This is a genomic window from Noviherbaspirillum suwonense (assembly GCF_900182955.1).
In the GTDB taxonomy this organism is placed as follows: Bacteria; Pseudomonadota; Gammaproteobacteria; order Burkholderiales; family Burkholderiaceae_D; genus Noviherbaspirillum_A; species Noviherbaspirillum_A suwonense.
On record NZ_FXUL01000019.1, the window covers coordinates 115,544 to 135,557 of the forward strand.

The window sequence follows — 20,014 nt, forward strand, 5'->3', positions numbered from 1 at the left end:
CTTTTAGCGGTTGGCGATGTACATCGTGATTTCAAAGCCCCAGCGCATATCGACTGCTTGCGGTTTTTCCCAGATCATACGGTTCTCCTTGAAGGTTGAAAGCGATTGGAACAGGTTGAAGGAACAAGCACCCGGGAGCGCACTGCCATCCCGGATTCGATTCATTCTGTGCCGTGCGCCGGCCGGGCGCAGCGGTAAATCCATGAATGGCGTCTCATGATTTTCATGATTCTTTGCTAAAGATCATGGCCGCCGTCCGCGGTTGATTAGAATCGGGTGATGAGTCCAGACCAGCTTGCGCATGCACCGGCGCCGTTCGACGAAGGCCGCCTCGACGCCGGCGACGGCCACCTGACCTGGTATGCGCAGTACGGCAACCCGCAGGGCATGCCGCTGTTCTGGCTGCACGGCGGGCCGGGCAGCGGCTCCGGCCTGCGCCACCTCGCCCTGTTCGACCTCGCGCGCTATCGGCTGGTGCTGGCCGACCAGCGCGGCTGCGGCCGCAGCCTGCCGCCGGGCGCGCTCCGGCATAACGACACCGACCTGCTGATCGCCGACATCGAGCGGCTGCGCGCGCACCTGCGGCTGGCCCGCATCGTCGTCGGCGGCGGCTCCTGGGGTGCGGCGCTGGCGCTACTGTATGCGGCGCGCCATCGCACGCGGGTCGATGCGCTGCTGCTGCGCGCGCCCTTCCTAGCAAGCGCGGCGGAGATCGACGCGTTCTTCGCGCCGCGGCCGGACCTGCAGGACGGCGCCTGGCAGGAATTCGCCGCGCTGGCCCCGCCGTCGGAACGCGGCAGCCTGCTGCCCTGGCTGGCGCGGCAGCTTGCCAGCGCCGGGCATGCGCAATGCGCCCGGATCGCCCGCGGCTGGCATGTCTACGAGCAGCTGCGCGAGTCCGGCGCCGTACCCGCGCAGCCGGTGGTGGACGACGCGCTGATTGCGCGTTACCGTATCCAGGCGCATTACCTGCTGCATGCCTGTTTTGTCGGCAAGGACGGCGTGCAGGCGGCGGCGCGCGCGCTGGGCGGCATGCCGGCGGCGATCCTGCACGGCGGCGCCGACCGGGTGTGTCCTCCGGACAATGCGCGGCTGCTGCAGCGCTGCCTGCCGGCAAGCCGCGTGCGCATCGTCGCGGGCGCGGGGCATGCGCCGTTTCACCCCGGCATGGCGTCGGCACTGATGGAGGCCCAGGACTGTTATGCACGCAACGCACATTTCGAAGGCTGGGATAGTGGACATGGATAAGCCCGCGCGGCGGCGCCGCGAGTTCGGCCTGCTGCTGAAGATCAACCTGCTGCTGGGCGCGCTGACCTGCGCCGCCCTGGCCGTGTTCATCGCCCAGGAAATCCACACGACCCGCAGCAGCATACGCGAGGAGATGGAAGCGTCGAACCGGGTCGCGACCCAGCTGCTGGGACGCATCACCGCGATCTACGTGCGCCAGGCGCCGTGGGCGCTGGCCGAAGTGCTGCGCGAGACCGGCCGGGTCAGGGCCAACGAGATCCGGCTCTATGACAATGAAGGCCAGCTGGTCTACGAGTCGCCGCCCTCGGTCTACAAGGCGGGACGCTATGCGCCCGACTGGTATGCCGCGCTGGTGACGCCGGCCATGCGCGCGACCGTCATCCGGGTCAACGCCGGCACCCTGGTGGTGATGCCCAACCCGACGCGGGCGGTGCTGGACGGCTGGGACGACCTGATGTCCTTCGTCGCCGGGCAGGCCGGCATGCTGGCGCTGGCCTACCTGCTGATGTTCTGGATGATGGCGCGCTGGCTGGCGCCGTTCGAGCAGATACGGCGCGCGCTGCTGGACATCGGCAGCGGCCGGCTCGATGTCAGGCTGCCGCCGCTGAAGGGCAAGGAGCCGGGCGAGATGGGCGTGGCCTTCAACCGGATGGCGGACGCAGTGCAGCATGACATGGCCACCCGCCAGCAGATGGCGGAGGCGCAGGCGAGGCTCGCCGCGCAGAAGGATTTCACCCAGGCGCTGCACCGGCGCATCGAGGAGGAGCGCAGCGCGATCGCGCGCGAGCTGCATGACGAGATGGGCCAGTCGCTGACGGCCATGCGCAGCATCGCCGCCGCGCTGGCGCAGAGTCCCGACCTCAAGGGACGGCCCGGCGCCGACGCCGCCCGCCTGCTGTTCGAGACCGCCGGCTCGACCTTCGACGCGATGCACCGGCTGATACCCCGGCTGCGCCCGGTGCAGCTGGAGGAAATCGGCCTGGTCAATGCGCTGCGCGACCTGGCCGCCTCGCTGCAGCAGGCCAATGCCGGGCTGCGCATCGAGCTGCAGCTTCCCTCGGAGATCGACGGCGTCGACAGCGATGCCGAGACCTGCGCCTACCGCATCGTGCAGGAAGCGCTGACCAACGTGGTCCGCCATGCCGGCGCCAGCGTCGCCCGCATCGCGCTGTTCGTCGACGACGGCATGCTGCGCCTGACGGTCTCGGACGACGGCCGCGGCGCCGCCGACCCGTTTTCCCGCGCCGGGCACTACGGCGTGCGCGGCATGCGCGAGCGCGCCGAAGCGCTGGGCGGCCGCCTGGACATCCGTACCGGGCCGCAGGGCGGCCTCGAGGTCGAGGCCTGCATCCCGCTGCAGCAGGTGACCGCATGAGCGACATGATCAGGGTGATGCTGGTCGACGACCACATGGTGGTGCGCATCGGCTTCAAAATGCTGCTCGATGCGACGCCGGACATCCGCGTGGTGGCCGAGGCCGATTCGGCCGAGGCGGCCTACCAGCAGCTGGAGGCCGCCAGCCCCGACCTGATCCTGATGGACATCGGCCTGGGCGGCACCAACGGCGTGGAAGCGACCCGCCGCATCGTCGCGCGCGACCCGGCGGCGCGGGTGCTGGCGCTGTCGACCCATGAAGATCCGAGCTATGTGCGCTTCATGCTCAAGGCCGGCGCGCTGGGCTATGTCTCCAAGCGCAGCGCGCCCGAGGAACTGATGCAGGCCATACGCACCGTGGCCGGCGGCGGCCGCTTCCTCGACAGCCACGTGTCGCAGCGCATGGCGATGCAGGCGTTCGACGGCGGCCAGAACCCGGTCGACGTGCTGTCGGAGCGCGAGTTCGCGGTGTTCATGGAGCTGGCGCGCGGCATGACGGTCAACCAGGTCGCCGCGATGATGAACATCTCGCCGCGCACCGCTGGCACCCATCTGTACAACATCAAGCAGAAGCTGGCCGTGGGCAACCAGACCGAGCTGGCGCTGATCGCGATCCGGCACGGCATGCTGTCGCCATGACCGCGAGGCGACGCATCACGGCAGGCATGGACCGTGCTAGACCATGCCGGAGAGCAAGGTAGCAGCAAGCTGTAACCCGTTCTGATGCAGTGCATAAAAACAATGGAGACCGAGACATGACGACACCGTTTTCGACGATGCGGCACGCCGCGCTGGCAATGCAACTGGGAGTGGAAGTAGGAGTGGGAATCGGCCTGGCGGGAATGCTGGGCGCCGCGCAGGCGCAGGAAAATCCGGCCGAAGCGCTGGAGCTGCCCACCGTCCAGGTAATCGGCACCAGCCTGCTGCCCGGCCTGGGCACGCCGATACAGGATGTTCCATACAATGTTCAACTTTTGAACAGTGACAGCATCGCCGGGCAGCGGCAGAACAGCCTGGCCGACCATCTCGAGCAGAATGCCGGCAGCGTCACGGTGAATGCCGCGCAGGGCAATCCCTATCAGCCCGACATCAGCTTCCGCGGCTTCACCGCGTCGCCGCTGCTGGGCGTGCCGCAGGGCCTGTCGGTCTTCCAGGACGGCGTGCGGATCAACGAGCCGTTCGGCGACACCGTCAACTGGGACCTGCTGCCGCAGTCGGCGATCGCCAACATACAGCTGATCCCCGGCTCCAACCCGGTTTTCGGCCTCAATACGCTGGGCGGCGCGCTGGCCGTCTACACCAAAAGCGGCAGCGCCTATCCGGGCGGGTCGGTGCAGTTTTCCGGCGGCTCCTTCGGCCGCAAGGCCATGGAGTTCGAGCAGGGCGGCAAGCGCGGCAACCTGGACTATTTCGTGACCGGCAACCTGGCCGACGACCGCGGCTGGGCCGAGCACAATGCCAGCCGCATCCAGCAGTTCTTCGGCAAGGTCGGCTACCAGACCAGCGTCACCGACTTCGACGTCAGCCTGACCAGCGCCAACAACCGGCTGGAGGGCACGCAGACGCTGCCCAATTCCTTCGCAGACAACATCCGGCAGGCCTACACCTATCCCGACCGCAACAACAACAAGCTGCTGTTCCTGACCGCCAAGGGCAGCCGCTTCATCAATGACGATGTGCTGGTCGGGGGCAATGTCTACTACCGCAACTACCGCAACAGCAACGTGTCGAGCAATGTCAACAACGAGTTCGGCGAGGTCACGAATGGCGTCGCCGACACCACCGAGGCATTCAACGACCGCGCCGTCATCGACCAGAACAGCTACGGCGCCGGGCTGCAGCTGACGCTGCTGGGCCAGGTGGCCGGCCGCAAGAACCAGTTCGTCATCGGCGCCAGCGCCGACATCGGCGACGCCCGCTACACCCAGGAGGAGCAGGAGGCCACCTTCACCGCCGACCGCGGCACCATCGGCGCCGGCGAGTTCGAACGCACCACCGACGCCAAGACCCGCAACCGCTACTATGGCCTGTTCGCCAGCGACACCCTGTCGCTGGGCGAGCGCTGGACGCTGACCCTGTCCGGCCGCTACAACCTGGCCCGCGTGGCCATACGCGACCAGTCCGGCGAAGCGCCGCAGCTCGATGGCGACCACCGGTTTTCCCGCTTCAGCCCGGCGCTGGGCCTGAACTTCAACCCGACCCCGCAGCTCACGACCTATGCGACCTATAACGAGGGCATGCGGGCGCCGACCGCGATCGAACTCACCTGCGCCGACCCGGAAGCGCCATGCAAGCTTCCCAACAGCTTCCTGTCCGACCCGCCATTGAAGAAAGTGGTGTCGAAGACCTTCGAGCTGGGCGCGCGCGGCAAGCAGGGCGAGCACCTGTCGTGGAGCGCGGCGGCCTACCGCACCGAACTAGATGACGACATCCAGTTCGTCAGCAGCGGCGGCACGGCGACCAATGCCGGCTATTTCCAGAATGTCGGCAAGACCCGGCGCCAGGGCCTGGAGCTGGGCGGGGCCGGCAAGTGGGGGCCGCTGTCCGTGAGCGCGCGCTATGGCTTCATCGACGCGACCTACCAGACCGGCTTCAGCGAGAACAGCCCGGTCAACACCAGCGCCGACGAGACCGGCGCGATCCAGGTGAAGAACGGCGACCGCATCCCGGGCATACCGCGCCACAACCTCAAGCTGCGGCTCGGGTACGACCTCACCGCGCAGTGGAATGTCGGCGCGAACGTGGTCTATTCAAGCAGCGTCCATGCGCGCGGCGACGAGAACAACAGCGACGCGCGCGGCAAGGTGCCGGGCTACGGCGTGCTCAACCTCGACACCCGCTACACGATACGCAAGGGATGGGACGTGTTCGCCCGCGTCAACAACCTGTTCAACCGGGAATACGCCAACCTCGGCGTGCTCGGCCTGAATGCGTTCGCCGGGCCGGGCAACAGCTTCGACGGCGCCAACCCGGTGGGCGAGCAGTTCCGCGGCTATGGCGCGCCTAGGGGCATCTGGATCGGGACGCGCTATGCGTGGCTGTAGAGGTGCGGCTGTAAAGCGGGGCTGTAAGGCGTGGCTGTGATGCTGCGGCGGCGGTGCGCTAGTGCGTCCGGCAGCGCGAGAAGCGCAGCATCCCGCCGTAGCGGCCCTGGCGGCCATGCAGGCCCAGGTAGGCGTTCTGGGCCGCATACGCCTGCTCCTCGCTTTCGAGCACCGCCGTGCAGGATGTGAACGCGACGCTGCCCATATTCCTGAACTGGAGCACGTGGACGATTTCATGGACCAGGAAGGAGGCGTCTTCGGGGTCGTCGAAGTCGAGCTTGGCATCCACCACGATCCGGTAGCGCTGGGTGTCGAAAGCCGCCATCAGGCCGGCGCAGCGCACCGGCGCGGACGAGCAGACCACCTGGTTGAGTTCGGTGCGCGTCAGCTGGCTCACCGGCGGCAGGTCCCGCACGTCCATGGCCGGCAGGCCGGATAGCCGGATGGCGGCGGCGAGCAGTGCGGCCAGTACGTCGATGGACGGGGGCATATCCGCTTCCTCTGAAGATCCGGTGAAGAATACTCCGTCCCGGAATTTGCCGTGCGGCGCCAATCCCGCCCGGCAAGGCCGCCGCGCGCCGGAACGGCTCGCCATGCCTGTATTCGTTCAGTAGCGGCGCGGGCGCGGCGGCGTCGCGCCGCCGCCGCCGGAATCAAAGCACGGTCCGTGCGGATTTGCGGATTCTGCCTGTCCGGCCATTGAAAAACGGTATTTTTCAGAGGCCGGCGCGCGCCCGCCTTGTTCGCCGGCCATGTTGCGCCGAAAATCCGGGAGGCATGCAGCGCCTTCGTTGTAAAATCGCGCCCATCTCTCTACATGGAAATGTCATGACCGATTTCGCAGATCTGTCGCAGGTGTCCTCCGGCATCAAGGCCGAGATTCTTGCGCAAGCATTACCGTACATACGCAAGTTCCACGGCAAGACCATCGTCATCAAATACGGCGGCAACGCGATGACCGACGAAAGCCTCAAGCACGGCTTCGCGCGCGACGTGATCCTGCTGAAGCTGGTCGGCATGAACCCGGTGGTGGTCCACGGCGGCGGCCCCCAGATCGACAATGCGCTGAAAAAGATCGGCAAGCAGGGCACCTTCATCCAGGGCATGCGCGTCACCGACGAGGAAACCATGGAAGTGGTGGAGTGGGTGCTGGGCGGCGAGGTGCAGCAGGACATCGTCATGCTGATCAACCACTACGGCGGCCAGGCGGTGGGGCTGACGGGCAAGGACGGCGGCCTGATCCGCGCGCGCAAGTACAAGATGCCGGACCGCGAGAACCCGGGCCAGTTCCTCGACATCGGCTTCGTCGGCGAGATCGAGGCGATCAACCCGGCGGTGGTCAAGGCGCTGCAGGACGACGCCTTCATCCCCATCATTTCCCCGATCGGCTTCGGCGGCGACGGCCAGGCCTACAACATCAACGCGGACGTCGTGGCCGGCAAGATCGCCGAGATCCTGCATGCGGAAAAGCTGATCATGATGACCAACATCCCGGGCGTCATGGACAAGCAGGGCAATCTGCTGACCGACCTGTCGGCGCGCGAGATCGACGAGATGTTCAACGACGGCACCATCTCCGGCGGCATGCTGCCCAAGATCTCGTCGGCGCTGGACGCGGCCAAGTCGGGCGTGAACACGGTCCATATCGTCGACGGCCGCATCGAGCATTCGCTGCTGCTCGAAGTGCTGACCGAGCAGGCCTTCGGCACCATGATCCGCTCGCACTAGACCCCGCACCAAGCACGCTTCCTCACTCGCACCGGGGGCGCGGCCATGCCGCGCCCCTTTCCATTTCATGTCAAAAATCACCTGGCTGTTCGACCTCGACAACACGCTGCACGATGCGTCGCATGCGATCTTTCCGGCCATCACCGCCAACATGAACCGGGTCATCGCCCGGGTGCTGGCGGAGAGCGGCGCGGACGCCACGCCGGAAGCGGTGAATGCGGCGCGGCTGGCGTACTGGCGGCGCTATGGCGCGACGCTGCTGGGCATGGTCCGGCATCACCAGGTGCGGCCGGACGCGTTCCTGCACGAGGCGCACCAGTTCGACGACCTGGCGGCGATGATACGCGCCGAGCGCGGGCTGGGCCGGCTGCTGGCGCGTCTGCCGGGGCGCAAGATCCTGCTGACCAATGCGCCGCGCCGTTACTCGCAGCAGGTGCTGCGGCACCTGGGGCTGCACCGGCATTTCGCGCAGCACGTGCCGATCGAGGCGATGACGGTGCACCGCCAGCTGCGGCCCAAGCCGTCGAAGCTGATGCTGCGGCGGCTGCTGGCGCGGCAGCGCATCGCGCCGGGCAGCGCGGTGCTGGTGGAGGATACCGTGGGCCACCTGAAGGGCGCGCGGGCGCTCGGGATGCGCACGGTGTGGATCACCGGCTATCTCGCGGGCAGTCCGGCGGCGCAGCAGCACAGCAGCGCGCACCCGGCCTTGCGGCGGGCGGTGCGGCCGGCTTACGTCGATGTGAAGCTGAAGTCGGTGACGGGATTGCCGGCGCGGCTGCGCCGGCTGGGCGTATCGGCGGACAGGACCTGATACGCGAGGCGCGGGGCGGCGCATCCTGCACGAGTGTCAGGCGCTATTCCGCCTCCGTGCATGCCGTGCAACGCCCGCCGGGCACTGCACGCGCCCCAATTCCTGCAGGTCAGGGCTGGGTTGAGTTCCGCTGGTTCAGCAGCACCGTCATCAGCACCGAGGTGTTTTCCCGTGCATGCAGCGCATGCGGCACCTTGGGGCCGAGGTAGACCATTTCGCCGGCGCGCACCGTCTGGCGCTTGCCGTGGGCTTCGAGTTCGAATGCGCCTTCCAGGCATTGCAGCGTGACCTCGCCCTCGACCCAGTGGTCGGGCATCGATTTGCCGGCTGGCAGCACAAGCCGCATCAGTTCGACATGTTCGGTTTTCAAAAAGGCGTGCGACACCTGGCCTTCGAATTTGTCGCCCAGCGGCGCAATGTTAATCAAGTCGCCAGAAGTGGCATGGGGCAGGGACATAAACGTTCTCGCAAGGCAAAGACCATAGCCTAGCGCTGCGCGGCTGGCGCGCATTGCGCATGATCGAGGCGTTTTGAACTAATTAGGGCACTTTGCGACTATTATTGCTGTCAGAGAAGTTGCCAGCGGTAGCCGGCGCCGCATCGATTTCCCTTTTTCAACCTGGAGCAGGCCGGCTTTGGCCTTATACTTCAGTTTCTTCCTCGCTGTCATTCGAATCCATGTTCAAGTCTTCTGCTTTTGTTCCCCGGCGCGCACTCGCGCGTGGTTTCACCCTGATCGAAATCATGGTGGTGGTCGTCATCATGGGCATCCTTGCCGCACTGGTCGTGCCCAAGCTGATGGGCCGCACCGACGATGCCCGCATCATGGCCGCGCGCCAGGATATTTCCACGCTGATGCAGTCGCTGAAGCTCTACCGGCTGGATAACCAGCGGTATCCGACCACCGAACAGGGGCTGCAGTCGCTGGTCAGCAAGCCGACCTCCGGCCCGGCCGCCAACGGCTGGAAGCAGGGCGGCTACGTCGACAAGCTGCCCAAGGATCCATGGGGCAATCCCTACCAGTACCTGTCGCCCGGCCTGCATGGCGAAGTGGACATCTTTTCGCTGGGCGCCGATGGCCAGCCCGGCGGCGCCGGCAATGATGCCGACATCGGGTCGTGGGAGCTCTGACCTTACAGCGCAATCCTGTGCGGCGCGGCAGCGATGCCGGCTTCACCCTGCTGGAATTGCTGGTCGTGCTGGTCATAGCCGGCATCACACTGGGCATCGTCTCGTTCAACGCGATGCCCAGCCCGCAGCAGGCGCTGCAGAACGAGGCCCAGCGCATCGCGCTGCTGCTGCAACTGGCGCGCGACGAAGCGATCGTGCGCGACCGCGCGATCGCCTTCGAGGTCGACGCCGAGGGATATCGCTTCCTGCAGCGCGAGGAAAAGACCTGGCAGCCGCTGCCGGCCGATGACCTGCTGCGGCCGCGCCAGTTCGCGCGCAACCCGGTCATGCTGTCGGTCTATCCAGTCCCGCCGGGCGATGCAACGCCGCTGCGCATCCTGTTCGGCCGCGAGCCGGTGCAGCAGCCTTTCGTGCTGACGCTGGGCCTGGCCGACGCCAGCGTGGCCATCCGCGCCGACGGCATCGGCCACTTCACCGTGGAGTGAGACGACCTTGCGGCATCGATCCAGCCACGTTTCCCCGCCCCGGCGCGGCGCCGGCTTCACCCTGCTCGAAGTGCTGGTGGCGCTGGCCATCGTCGGCACCGCGCTGGGCGCAAGCCTGCGCGCGGTCGGCAGCCTGACGCAGAACAGCACCGACCTGCGGGGTTCGCTGATGGCGACCTGGTCGGCCGAAAACCGGCTGTCGCAGATACGCGTCGCCGGCGAATGGCCGCAGCTGGGCAACCGCAACTTCGACTGCCCGCAGGGCGACCTGGCGCTGGTCTGCCAGGAGAGCGTGTTCGCCACGCCCAACCCGGCCTTCCGCCGGGTCGAGGTCAGCGTGGTGGACGCCAGCAACCCGGAGCGGCGCATCATCAAGCTCACGCAGGTGGTGCCGAATGGACTCTAGCGCCTTCCGCCGCACCCGGCAGCGCGGCGTCGCGGTGGTCACCGCGCTGCTGCTGACCACGCTGGCGGTGACCATCGTCGCCAGCCTGTTCTGGCAGCAGCAGGTGCAGGTGCGCTCGATCGAGAACCAGCGGCTGCAGCTGCAGAAGCAGTGGATACTGCGCGGCGCGCTGGACTGGGCGCGGCTGATCCTGCGCGAGAACGCGCGGCTGTCGCAGTACGATTCGCTGGACCAGCCATGGGCGGTGCCGCTGCAGGACACCCGTCTCGACCAGTATGTGGAAAACAACCGCACCGACACGGAAAGCGGCGACGCCACGCTGTCCGGCCAGATGGTCGATGCGCAGTCGATGTACAACCTCAACAATCTTGCCGCGAACGGCGTGCCGCAGGAGAAGGAAGTCAGGGTTTTCGCCAGGCTGCTCGGCAACCTGCGGCTCAACCCGTCGCTGGCGCAGGATGCCGCGGTGATGATCGCCGCCAGCTCGGCGAGGCAGGTCCAGGCGCCCGTCGCCGGCCAGCCGGCGCAGAAGCTGGACCCCACGACCGGCCTGCCGCTGGTTACCGGCAGCAACGACGGCAGCGCCCAGCCGCAGGCGCCGGCGCCGGTGGTGGTCGCGCCGTCCGGGCCGCCGATGCTGGCGATGACGCAGGTCGAGGACCTGCTCGCCGTGCCCGGCTTCACCCCGGAAGCGGTGGAAAGGCTGCGCAATCTGGTAATCTTCCTGCCGAAGGCGCAAACCCAGGTCAATATCAACACGGCGCCGCCCGAAGTGCTGGCCGCGCTGAGCGAAAATGTTTCTGCTTCCGACGCGGCCGTGATCGTGGCAACCCGCACCACCGCCAGCTTCCGCAATAGTGGCGACCTTGCACTGCGCCTGCCGGGCATCCCATCGCTGGCCGGCAGCAACCTGGGCGTCGCCTCCGAGTATTTCCTGGTGAACGGCAGGGTGAAGCTGAGTCGCGCGGCACTGCAGATACAGGCCCTGATCGTGCGCACGGGGCGCGGCCAGTCGCCGAAGACCCAGGTAATCTGGACACGCGAAAACTAAAGGGAAGTCCTTGAGCACACTGTATTTACGCCTGCCCTCGAAGGCAGCCTTTGACGCCAGCGCGCAGGAAGCGCTGGCCTGCCCCTATGCGCTGGCGAGCGCGTCCGGCATGCTGGAACAGGAAGGCGTGACGTCGCTGCCGCAGGCGTCGGCGCTGGTGGCGCGGGCGCAGCGCGTGGTGCTGCTGGTGGCGGCGAGCGATGTCACGATGCTGCGGGTTCAGCTGCCGCCGATGTCGGCCGCGCGCCAGCGGGCCGCGCTGCCCAACCTGGTGGAAGACCAGCTCATCACCGACCCCGCCGAATGCATCGTCATCGGCGGCGGCCTGGAAGACGGGCTGCGCACGGTCGCGGTGGTGCAGCGCACCTGGCTGGAATTGCTGGTGCGCACGGTGCTCGGCTCGGGCATGGCCCGCATCGCCGCGCTGCCGGCGCAGATGTGCGTGCCGGCCCATGCCGAGCAGATCGAGGCGGTCGTGTTCGAGGACGACAGCGGCAGCGAGGTGACCCTGCGCCTGGGGCCGCAGGAAGGCATGGGGCTGGCGATCCTGCCGGAGCATCCGGCGCAGGCCGCCAGCGAGGCGGTCGACGCGGTGCTGGCGATGGCGGGCGGACGGCCGGTCGCGCTGCGGGTGCCGCCGGAGCGGTCGGCTGCATTCGCGCATGCCGCCGCCGCGCTGGGCGCGTCCGAGCAGGTGACGGTGCAGGAAGACAGCTGGCAGCAATGGATCAGCGGCGCCGCGCATGCCGGCATCGACCTGGCGCTGGGCCTGGGCGCATCGGCCCGGCCGCGGCTCAACTGGAAACCGTGGCGCGCGTCTATGGTGCTGGCGCTGCTGCTGCTGCTGGTCAATGTCGTGCCGCTCAATGTCGAATGGGTGCGGATGAAGCGCGAATACGACGGCCTGCGGGCGTCGATGGCGCAGATCTACAAGTCCGCCTTCCCGAACGAAACCGTGATCGTCGACCCGCTAGCCCAGGCCAGGCAAAAGGTCGCGGCCGGCCGCCGCAATGCCGGGCAGGGCGCGCCGGACGACTTCAACGCGATGGCCGCCGCCTTCGGCGAAGCCTGGGCCGCCGCCGCCCCGCGCGGCGCCAACGGCCTGCAGCCGACGCTGGCCGGACTCGAATACCGCGATCGCAGCCTGCTGGTGCGCCTGAAGCCCGAGGCGCAGGCGCCGTTCGACGCGGTCAGCGCCGCGCTGGCACGGCGCAACCTGGCGATGACGGCGGCGCCGGAGCAGCCGGGCGTGGTGATCTGGCAGGTCAGGGCCGCCAAATGACTATTAGAGGGAAGCAGGAAGCAATGAACAGGAAATCGAGGCGAACCGCATGAGCCTGAAAACGGGTATGGCCACGATCGTGCAGGCATCGTCGCGCTACTGGGCCGAACGCAATCTCCGCGAGCAGCGCATGCTGCTGGCTGGCCTGGCCGCGGTGCTTGGGGCGCTGATCTACCTGCTGCTGGTGTCGCCGGCGCAGACCGGCATCGCCCGCTACAACCGCAGCCTGCCTGAGATACGGCAGCAGGTCGCGCAGCTGCAGGCGCTGACGCAGGAAGCGGTGTCCCTGCCGCAGGGCGACGCGGCGGGCGCGACGGCGCCGCTGACCAGGGAAGGGCTGGAGGCGTCGCTGCGGCGGCGCGGGCTGAAGTCCGAAAGCATTTCGGTCAGCGGCGAAATCGTCCGCCTGCAATTTGCGGGCGCGTCGTTCAGCAGCCTGACCGAATGGATTAACGAAAGCCGGGCCGCTTTCCAGCTGGCCGTCAGCGAAGCCACGGTGACCGCACAGCCGACGCCGGACATCGTCAACGCCAGCCTGGTGCTGCGCCAGCAGAAGGCGCAATGACATGGACAGGAACAAGCCGGGCCAGGGCATGAAACGGAATAGGGAACAGCGCATGACGCCATGCATGAAACCGCGCATCGAACAGCATGGGAACCCGGATTCGTGCGCGAAGCAAAGCGTGGATCAAGAACAGGATAAAAAGGCGGGCAATTGTTAAGGGCCGTGCTATGGTTGTTTTCAGCAATAGTGGCTGTTTTGCTAACGGTACTCGCTTTCCTGCCGGCAGCATGGATGTCGGTGGTGCTGGAAAAGCAGACGGGCGGCCGGTTTTCGCTGGGCGATGCGCAGGGCACGCTGTGGAATGGCTCGGCCTTCCTGGGCGGTGCGCCGGGCAGCGGCGCGGCGGTGGCGCCGCTGCTGCCCGGGCGCTTCGCCTGGCGCGTCTCGCCGCTGGCGCTGGTCGGCAGCGTCGATGCCGAGCTGGCCAACCCGCAGGCGCTGTCGCAGCCGGTCAGGATCACGGGCAGCTGGAGCGCCTGGACGATCAGCCCGGCGGCGATCACGCTGCCGGCCGAACGGCTGGCCGCGCTGGGCGCGCCGCTCAATACATTGCAGCCTTCGGGCCGCATGACGCTTTCCTGGCAGCAGCTGCAGATTGCGCGGCAGGGCCAGCAGGCCGCAATGACCGGCGCCATGCAGCTGCTGCTTGACGATATTGCGTCCCGGCTGTCGCCAATCAGGCCGCTGGGCGCGTACAAGGTAACGCTGGACTGGCGCGGCCAGCAGGCGCAGATGCAGCTGACCTCGACCCGCGGTCCGCTGCTGCTGAGCGGCTCGGGCAAGCTGGACCGTGGCAGGATGCAGTTTTCCGGCAGGGCGGAGGCGGAAGCCGGCCAGGAGCAGCGGCTGGCGAACCTGCTCAACCTGCTGGGCCAGCGGCGTTCCGAAGGCGGCAAGGATTACATTTCACTCGAATTCAAATGACAAATACTTCATCCCTGGCAACTTGCCTGCCGCATCCGGCAACCCGGCGACGCATCGGCGCCGCCACCCTCGTGCTGTGCCTGCTTGCCGGCATGGCCCCGGCGGGAGCGCAGGACCCGGCCCGCAACGAGGCGGTGCTCAATTTTGTCGGCGCCGACATCGAGTCGGTCGTCAAGGCGATCGGCCACTACACCGGCACCAGCTTCCTGATCGATCCCAGGGTCAAGGGCACGATCAGCCTGATCTCGGAAAAACCGGTGACCAAGGCCCAGGCGTTCCAGCTGCTGAGTTCGGCGCTGCGGCTGCAGGGCTACACGGTCGTCGCCAGCGGCGCCTATACCAAGGTGGTGCCGGAAGCCGACGCCAAGCTGCAGGCCGGCCCGATCCAGACCACGCCCAGCCGCGGCAACGACGGCGGCGCGGTGCGCGGCGACCAGATCGCCACGCAGGTGTTCCGCCTCAACTACGAGTCGGCGGTCAACATGGTGCCGGTGCTGCGGCCGCTGATCTCCCCCAACAACACGATCAACGCCAATCCCGGCACCAACAGCCTGGTCATCACCGACTATGCCGACAACCTGCGGCGGCTGGGCCGCATCATCGCCTCGCTCGATACGCCGGCCGCGGCCGACCTCGACGTGCTGCCGATACGGCATGCGATCGCCGGCGACGTCGCGACCATGGTCAACCGGCTGCTGGAAAGCGGGCCGGCCGGCGCCCAGGGCGCCGCGGACAGCGGCCGCACCAGCCTGCTGGCCGACAGCCGCACCAACTCGGTCATCATCCGGGCGCCGTCCGAGGCCCGCGCCCGGCTGGCGCGCTCGCTGGTCGACAAGCTCGACCAGCCGACCGCGATGCCCGGCAACGTGCACGTGATCTATTTGAAGAACGCCGAGGCGGTGAAGCTGGCGCAGACGCTGCGCGCGGTGGTCGCGTCGGACCCGTCGGCATCCGGCCTGCAGGGCGGCAGCGGCGGCGGCAGCACGACGCCGACCAATCCGGCGCTCAATACCGGCGCCGCCGGCAATGCCTTCGGCCAGGGCGGCAGCCAGGGCGGCCAGGGCGGCCTGGGCCAGGCCAGCCTCGGCCAGTCGTCGCAGAACCAGTCTTCCCAGGGGCCGCTGCCGACCGGCGGCCCGGGCGGCTTCATCCAGGCCGACCCGGCGACCAATTCGCTGATCATCACGGCCAGCGAAGCGGTCTACCGCAACCTGCGCGGCGTGATCGACCAGCTCGACGCGCGCCGGGCCCAGGTTTACATCGAGTCGCTGATCGTCGAGGTCACCGCCAAGCGGGCGGCCGAGTTCGGCATCCAGTGGGCCGGCATTTCGGGCGACAGCAACAGCGCCTACCGGGTCGGCACCATCACCGGCTTTTCCAGCGGCGGCAACAACCTGATCACGCAGGCGGCTTCGCAGATAGGCGCGGCGGCCAGCGGCAGCACCGCCGCGACCACGCTGCAGGCGCCCGGCAACGGCCTGAACGCCGGCATTTTCCGGCAGATCGCCGGCAGGCTGACGCTGGGCGCGATTGCGCGCGCGCTGGAAACCGACGGCAATGCCAACATCCTGTCCATGCCCAACCTGATCACGCTGGACAACGAGGAAGCCCGGATCATCGTCGGCCAGAACGTCCCCTTCGTCACCGGCCAGTACACCACGCAGGCATCCGGCGGCGCCGCCGGCGTCAACCCGTTCCAGACCGTGGAGCGCAAGGACATCGGCCTGTCGCTGGTGGTCAAGCCGCAGGTGTCGGAAGGCGGCACGGTCAAGATGGCGATCTACCAGGAAACCTCGGCGATCGATGAAACCAAGAACAACGTGTCGGGCCTGATCACGACCAAGCGCGCGATCCAGACCAATGTGCTGGTCGACAATGGCGAGATCATCGTGCTGGGCGGCCTGATCGACGACCGCAGCGGCAACGGCACGGAAAAGGTGCCGGGCCTGGGCGACATCCCGGTCGTCGGCAACCTGTTCAAGTACCAGACCACGAACCGCGAAAAGACCAACCTGATGGTGTTCCTGCGCCCGACGCTGGTGCGCAGTTCCGAGCAGAACATGAATATCGCGTCGGACCGCTACGAATACATCCGCGGCCAGCAGATACAGGGCCGGCCGCAGCCCAGCATCGTGCTGCCGGAACTCGGCACGCCGACCGTGCCGGCAATGGAAAACGGCCGCCTGGTCGACGGCGATTTGCTCAACCTGCCGCCCGGCGCCAACGGCATCCCGCCGCGCAACCCGCTGCAGCAGGCGCCCCGCCAGCAGCCGATGCAGCAGATGCAGCCGATGCAACCTATGCAGCCGTTGCAGCCAATGCAGCCGTTGCAGCCGCCGGTCGAGCCGCAACCCGGCTTGCCGCGCAATCCCACGCAATAAGCGCGGCAAGGAGAAAACGCCATGGAATCCCGCCTGTTACCGTATGCCTTCGCCCGCGACCACGCGGTGCTCGCGCATCGCGGCGCGACGCCCGACGCCGGCATCGAGGTCTGGGTGTCGGATGCGACCGCGCCGCGCGCGATCGCGGAAGTCAGCCGCCGCTTCGGCCGCGTGCGCCTGAAGCGCATGGACCGCGAAACCCTGGACTCGGCCATTGCCCGCGCCTATGCCGGCTCCGGCAACGACGCCGCCCAGGTGGTCGACGAATACGAGTCCGACCTCGACCTGGCCAAGATGATGCAGGACATGCCGGCCATCGAGGACCTGCTGGAGTCGGCCGACGACGCGCCGGTCATCCGGATGATCAACGCGCTGCTCACGCAGTCGCTGCGCGAAGGCGCGTCCGATATCCATATCGAGCCGTTCGAGCAGATCTCGGTGGTGCGCTTCCGCATCGACGGCGCGCTGCGGGACATCGTGCGGCCGAGGAAAGCCATCCACGCGTCGCTGATTTCCCGCATCAAGATCATGGCCCAGCTCGACATCGCCGAGAAGCGGCTGCCGCAGGACGGCCGCATCACGCTGCGGGTCGGCGGCAAGCCGGTCGACGTGCGCGTCTCGACGCTGCCCACCGGCCACGGCGAACGCGCGGTGCTGCGCTTGCTGGACAAGGAAGCCGGCCGGCTGGACCTGCAGCACCTGGGCATGGATGACGCCACGCTGCAGGAGTTCGACCACCTGATCGCGCAGCCGCACGGCATCGTGCTGGTGACCGGTCCGACCGGCTCCGGCAAGACCACCACGCTGTACGCGGCGCTGTCGCGGCTCAACGCGGCCAGCACCAACATCCTGACCGTGGAAGACCCGATCGAATACGAGCTGGCCGGCGTCGGCCAGACCCAGGTCAACGCCCGCATCGAGATGACCTTCGCCAAGGCGCTGCGCGCGATCCTGCGGCAGGACCCGGACGTCATCATGATCGGCGAGATCCGCGACCTGGAAACCGCGCAGATCGCGGTGCAGGCCTCGCTGACCGGCCACCTTGTGCTGGCGACGCTGCATACCAACGACGCCGCCGCCGCCGTCACGCGCCTGCTGGACATGGGCATCGAACCGTTCCTGCTGTCGTCCTCGCTGCTGGGCGTGGTCGCGCAGCGGCTGGTCAGGAAGCTGTGCGTCCATTGCCGCCGCCACGACGGCCAGCTGTGGCACGCGGTCGGCTGCGACAAGTGCGGCATGACCGGCTACCACGGCCGGGTCGGCATCTATGAACTGCTGCAGACCACCGACCAGATCCGCGCCCAGATCCATGACCGCGCGTCGGAAGCGGAGATCCGCGTCACCGCCCAGCATGACGGCATGCGCACCATGCGCGAGGACGGCGAGCGCTGGCTGGCCGACGGCACCACGACGCAGGCCGAGCTGCTGCGCGTGGCCAAGGACTGACGAGAACTTCGAGAGATAACGTGCCCGCATTCCGCTATGAAGCCGTGGACAGCCTCGGCGCCACCCGCAAGGGCGTCGTCAATGCCGACAGCGCCCGCGCCGCCCGCTCCGACCTGCGCACCCAGGGCCTGGTGCCGATCGCGGTGGACGCCATCGCGTCCCAGCTCGACGCCAGCGGCGAAACCCGGCGCCGCGGCTTCGGCGACCGGCTGTCCACGGTGGAGCTGTCGCTGTTCACCCGCCAGCTGGCCAGCCTGCTGGAAGCCAGCCTGCCGCTGGAGCAGGCGTTCACCGCGCTGCTGGAGCAGGCCGAGCGCAGCTATGTGCGCGACCTGATTGCGTCGATCCGCTCCGAGATCATGGCCGGGGCGTCGCTGTCGGACGCGCTGGGCCAGCATCCGCGCGACTTCGCCGACATCTACCGGGCGCTGGTGGCGTCCGGCGAGCAGATCGGCCAGCTCTCCCGCGTGCTGTCGCGGCTGGCCGACTATATCGAGCGCCGCAATTCGCTGGTGCAGAAGGTGCGGCTGGCCTTCACCTACCCGGCCATCGTCACCGTGGTCGCGTTCGCGATCGTGATTTTCCTGCTGACCTACGTGGTGCCGCAGATCGTCTCGGTCTTCGCCAACACCAAGCAGAAGCTGCCGCTCCTGACCGTCATCATGCTGGCCATTTCCGACTTCGTGCGCAGCTACGGGCTGATCGTCGCGGCCGTGGTGGTGGCCCTGTTCTGGGCCTGGCGCACCGCGCTGAAGAATCCCGACGTCAAGCTGCGCTGGCACCGCTGGCTGCTCACCGCGCCGATGTACGGCAAGTTCGAGCGCAGCCTGAACACCGCCCGTTTCGCCAGCACGCTGGCCATCACCACCGGCTCCGGCGTGCCCATCCTGCGGGCGCTGCAGACCAGCCGCGACACGCTGTCGAACATGGCGATGCGCTCGCAGGTCGAGGAAGCGGCGGCCAGCGTGCGCGAAGGCGTCGGCCTGGCGCGGGCGCTGTCGGCGCACAAGCATTTTCCGCCCATGCTGATCCACATGATCCGTGCCGGCGAAGTCACCGGCGAACTGCCGGCCATGCTGGACCGCGCCGCCAATGCGCAGGAGCAGGACCTGGAGCGGCGGGCGCTGACCATCGCCGGGCTGCTGGAGCCGGCGCTGATCCTGGCCATGGGCGTGGTGGTGCTGCTGATCGTGCTGGCGGTGCTGATGCCGATTATTGAAATCAACCAGCTGGTGCGCTGATGCCGCCGCCTGATTCCAAGGAAGTCTTATGAAACGCTGGCCGCTGCTCGTCAGTTTCGCGCTGTTCATCGCGCTCTGCGTATCCGCCACCTATTGGGGGATGCAGTTCTACAAGCCGCCGGCGCGCGCCGTCGCCGCGCCGCCGCCCACAGTCCAGGCGCCGCCCGACCCGCGCGCCGCGGTGGTGCTGTTCGGCGGCAGGCAGGGGCCGGTGGCGGTTGCCACCAATTACCAGTTGCGCGGCGTGGTGTCTGCCGGCATCAACGGCGAAAGCATCGCCATCCTCGCCGCCGACGGCAAGCCGGCCGAGGCCATCCGCGCCAACCGCGAAATCCAGCCCGGCGTGATCGTCAAGGAAGTGCACCCGCGCTATGTGCTGCTGCAGGAAAATGGCGTGATCAAGCGGGTCGAACTGCCGGACGACGCCAAGGGCGTCAGTGTGGACACCACCGGCAGCCGTCCACCGGTCACGCGGGCGGTGCCGCCGCAGCCAGGCATGCAGCCCATGCAGCAGATGCAACAAATGCAGCAGATGCAGCAGCCTCCGCCTCAGCCGGCCGAATCGATGCCGCAGTCGCAGATCAATGTGATGCCGGAAGGGAATGCGCCGCAGCAGACCATGGGCACGCCGATGGGCGGCATGGTGCGGTGAAAGTAATTCAGTTCCGTGCAGCGACTTCGCCGTTGCCCGCGCAGCGACAGTTGCAGTTGAAGTTGCCCGCGCAGCGACAGTTGCCGTTGTAGTTGTAGTTGTAGTTGTTGTTGCAGTTGCTGTTGCAGTTGCCGTTGCCGTTGTAGTGAATCCCCGTTGATGACGCCACGCCGCTGGTGCCGAAATCGGATAAAGAAGCGTCCGCTGTCTGAGCGAAGCGAGTTTCGGACGCTTCCCGATTTCGG

21 protein-coding genes are annotated in these 20,014 nt (G+C 67.6%); 17 read left to right on the top strand and 4 right to left on the bottom strand.

What is annotated here, in order from left to right; genetic code table 11:
• Positions 1-3: 3 nt before the first annotated feature.
• Positions 4-204, bottom strand: coding sequence for a pyrroloquinoline quinone precursor peptide PqqA (pqqA, locus tag QOL82_RS21165; RefSeq protein WP_283444295.1), 201 nt, complete (start codon positions 202-204; stop codon positions 4-6).
• Positions 205-279: 75 nt separating this feature from the next.
• On the opposite strand from pqqA, the gene QOL82_RS21170 reads away from it, so the two are divergent.
• The 4 genes from QOL82_RS21170 to QOL82_RS21185 all read left to right on the top strand — a co-directional run bounded on the left by QOL82_RS21170 (position 280) and on the right by QOL82_RS21185 (position 5,666).
• Positions 280-1,248, top strand: a complete 969-nt coding sequence (locus tag QOL82_RS21170; protein WP_283444296.1) for an alpha/beta fold hydrolase — start codon at positions 280-282, stop codon at positions 1,246-1,248.
• Positions 1,241-2,623 carry a HAMP domain-containing sensor histidine kinase gene (locus QOL82_RS21175; protein WP_283444297.1) on the top strand — a complete coding sequence of 461 codons (1,383 nt, stop codon included), beginning with the start codon at positions 1,241-1,243 and terminating at the stop codon, positions 2,621-2,623. Before QOL82_RS21170 ends, QOL82_RS21175 begins: the two co-directional genes overlap by 8 nt.
• Complete coding sequence (locus QOL82_RS21180; protein ID WP_283444298.1) at positions 2,620-3,261, top strand: response regulator; 642 nt, start codon at positions 2,620-2,622, stop codon at positions 3,259-3,261. Before QOL82_RS21175 ends, QOL82_RS21180 begins: the two co-directional genes overlap by 4 nt.
• 116 nt (positions 3,262-3,377) lie before the next feature.
• Entirely contained in the window at positions 3,378-5,666 is a 2,289-nt protein-coding gene (locus tag QOL82_RS21185) for a TonB-dependent receptor (protein WP_283444299.1), read from the top strand.
• Positions 5,667-5,724: 58 nt separating this feature from the next.
• Here QOL82_RS21185 and QOL82_RS21190 read toward each other — a convergent pair whose 3' ends face one another.
• Complete coding sequence (locus QOL82_RS21190; RefSeq protein ID WP_283444300.1) at positions 5,725-6,156, bottom strand: DUF6647 family protein; 432 nt, start codon at positions 6,154-6,156, stop codon at positions 5,725-5,727.
• Positions 6,157-6,494: 338 nt separating this feature from the next.
• On the opposite strand from QOL82_RS21190, the gene argB reads away from it, so the two are divergent.
• Positions 6,495-7,394: an acetylglutamate kinase gene (gene argB / locus QOL82_RS21195; protein ID WP_283444301.1), complete on the top strand. Its 900-nt coding sequence runs from the start codon at positions 6,495-6,497 to the stop codon at positions 7,392-7,394.
• A 67-nt stretch (positions 7,395-7,461) separates the two neighbouring features.
• A complete protein-coding gene (locus tag QOL82_RS21200) occupies positions 7,462-8,205 on the top strand; it encodes an HAD-IA family hydrolase (RefSeq protein ID WP_283444302.1) in 744 nt (247 codons plus the stop codon).
• Positions 8,206-8,314: 109 nt separating this feature from the next.
• Here the strand turns inward: QOL82_RS21200 and QOL82_RS21205 are convergent, their stop codons facing one another.
• Positions 8,315-8,662 (bottom strand): cupin domain-containing protein, encoded by a 348-nt coding sequence (locus QOL82_RS21205; RefSeq protein ID WP_283444303.1) that lies wholly within the window; start codon positions 8,660-8,662, stop codon positions 8,315-8,317.
• A gap of 221 nt (positions 8,663-8,883) precedes the next feature.
• Here QOL82_RS21205 and gspG point away from each other — a divergent pair, with 221 nt between their 5' ends.
• From gspG to QOL82_RS21260, 11 genes are all read left to right on the top strand, one after another.
• Positions 8,884-9,336, top strand: coding sequence for a type II secretion system major pseudopilin GspG (gene gspG / locus QOL82_RS21210; protein WP_283444304.1), 453 nt, complete (start codon positions 8,884-8,886; stop codon positions 9,334-9,336).
• Entirely contained in the window at positions 9,324-9,821 is a 498-nt protein-coding gene (locus QOL82_RS21215) for a GspH/FimT family pseudopilin (protein WP_283444305.1), read from the top strand. Before gspG ends, QOL82_RS21215 begins: the two co-directional genes overlap by 13 nt.
• A gap of 7 nt (positions 9,822-9,828) precedes the next feature.
• Positions 9,829-10,227, top strand: coding sequence for a type II secretion system minor pseudopilin GspI (gspI, locus tag QOL82_RS21220; protein WP_283444306.1), 399 nt, complete (start codon positions 9,829-9,831; stop codon positions 10,225-10,227).
• Entirely contained in the window at positions 10,217-11,278 is a 1,062-nt protein-coding gene (gspK, locus tag QOL82_RS21225) for a type II secretion system minor pseudopilin GspK (RefSeq protein WP_283444307.1), read from the top strand. The genes gspI and gspK overlap by 11 nt, the downstream gene beginning before the upstream one ends.
• A 10-nt stretch (positions 11,279-11,288) precedes the next feature.
• Positions 11,289-12,560: a type II secretion system protein GspL gene (gene gspL, locus QOL82_RS21230; protein WP_283444308.1), complete on the top strand. Its 1,272-nt coding sequence runs from the start codon at positions 11,289-11,291 to the stop codon at positions 12,558-12,560.
• Positions 12,561-12,609: 49 nt separating this feature from the next.
• On the top strand, positions 12,610-13,125 hold the full coding sequence (locus tag QOL82_RS21235) for a type II secretion system protein M (RefSeq protein WP_283444309.1): 516 nt from the start codon (positions 12,610-12,612) through the stop codon (positions 13,123-13,125).
• Between the two features lie 186 nt (positions 13,126-13,311).
• The gene (locus QOL82_RS21240; RefSeq protein ID WP_346772307.1) at positions 13,312-14,049 is read left to right on the top strand and encodes a type II secretion system protein N; all 738 of its coding nucleotides are present in this window, start codon (positions 13,312-13,314) and stop codon (positions 14,047-14,049) included.
• Positions 14,046-16,430, top strand: coding sequence for a type II secretion system secretin GspD (gene gspD, locus QOL82_RS21245; protein ID WP_283444311.1), 2,385 nt, complete (start codon positions 14,046-14,048; stop codon positions 16,428-16,430). Before QOL82_RS21240 ends, gspD begins: the two co-directional genes overlap by 4 nt.
• A 21-nt stretch (positions 16,431-16,451) precedes the next feature.
• On the top strand, positions 16,452-17,876 hold the full coding sequence (gene gspE, locus QOL82_RS21250) for a type II secretion system ATPase GspE (RefSeq protein WP_283444312.1): 1,425 nt from the start codon (positions 16,452-16,454) through the stop codon (positions 17,874-17,876).
• 20 nt (positions 17,877-17,896) lie between these two features.
• Positions 17,897-19,117 (top strand): type II secretion system inner membrane protein GspF, encoded by a 1,221-nt coding sequence (gene gspF, locus QOL82_RS21255; RefSeq protein WP_283444313.1) that lies wholly within the window; start codon positions 17,897-17,899, stop codon positions 19,115-19,117.
• Between the two features lie 28 nt (positions 19,118-19,145).
• Positions 19,146-19,769 carry a type II secretion system protein N gene (locus QOL82_RS21260; protein WP_283444314.1) on the top strand — a complete coding sequence of 208 codons (624 nt, stop codon included), beginning with the start codon at positions 19,146-19,148 and terminating at the stop codon, positions 19,767-19,769.
• A 7-nt stretch (positions 19,770-19,776) separates the two neighbouring features.
• Here QOL82_RS21260 and QOL82_RS21265 read toward each other — a convergent pair.
• Positions 19,777-20,014, bottom strand: a 238-nt coding sequence (locus QOL82_RS21265; protein WP_283444315.1) for a hypothetical protein, incomplete at its 5' end; no start/stop codon positions are given.